Here is a 1,082-nt window from a genome sequence, read left to right as displayed (position 1 = left end):
GTGGCGACCATGCCAGAGCGCCTCTACGAGTACCGTGTCTATGAACGTATGTCAGCAGGGATCGGGGCTTCGGTCTACGATGATCAGAATTTTGATACGGTCTACTTTAACGAGGAGTTGGCCCATGATTTTGCATCCTGGGTGTCTGGGGACTCTATGGAACCTAAATATCAAAATGGTTCTGTGGCTCTGATTCGGGAAACAGGATTTGATTATGATGGGGCGGTTTATGCAGTGGTTTGCAACAACCAGACCTATATCAAACGGGTTTATCGTGAGGAAGATGGCTTGCGTTTGGTCTCTATCAATCCTAAATACAAGGATATTTTCATCTCCTATGAGGAAGATCCTCGGATTGTGGGGATTATTGTTGGAAACTTTGTGCCGATGGAGGGCTAGCCTATGGGCTACTTTGATTATTCCAGAGAGCCCAAAAGTGACATTGCCTTTGTCGATATGAAATCTTTTTATGCCAGTGTTGAGTGTGTGAAAAGAGGCTTGCATCCGCTGAAGACCTCGCTTTGTGTCATGAGTCGCGCGGATAATTCTACTGGTCTTATCCTAGCTTCCTCTCCCATGTTCAAGAAGATTTTTGGCAAGTCCAATGTTGGCCGGGCCTATGATCTACCTTTTGATATCAAAACGCGCAAATTTTCTTATTGCAACGCTCGAAAGCAAGGCTTGCCTACTGACTCAGACTATGTTCGCTACATCGAAGATTGGGCCCAAGTCACCTTGATTGTCCCTCCTCGGATGGACGAGTACATCGCAGTCAATATGGAAATCCAGCGAATCTTTCAAAATTATGGCAGTCCAGATGATATTTATCCCTACTCTATCGATGAGGGCTTTATTGATCTGACTAGTTCGCTCAACTATTTCATCCCAGACAGGCAGATTTCTCGCAAAGACAAGCTGGATCTGCTTTCTGCCCGCATCCAGAGGGATATTTGGAGGCAGACAGGGATCTACTCTACGGTGGGTATGTCCAATGCCAATCCCTTACTGGCCAAGTTGGCCCTGGATAATGAGGCCAAGCACACTCCGACCATGAGGGCCAACTGGTCTTACCAGGATGTGGA

2 protein-coding genes are annotated in these 1,082 nt (G+C 46.8%); both read left to right on the top strand.

Annotation, left to right across the window (positions count from 1 at the left end):
- Window positions 1-399: S24 family peptidase (locus GMD6S_RS11440; RefSeq protein ID WP_000320499.1), on the top strand; the 399-nt coding region annotated here is incomplete at its 5' end.
- Between the two features lie 3 nt (window positions 400-402).
- On the top strand, window positions 403-1,082 hold a 680-nt coding region (locus tag GMD6S_RS11435; protein ID WP_000540271.1), incomplete at its 3' end, for a Y-family DNA polymerase.

The sequence above is a fragment of the Streptococcus sp. GMD6S genome (assembly GCF_000297015.1).
Note: the sequence above shows the minus strand (reverse complement) of the source record. Positions and strands in the feature narration are given on the sequence as shown.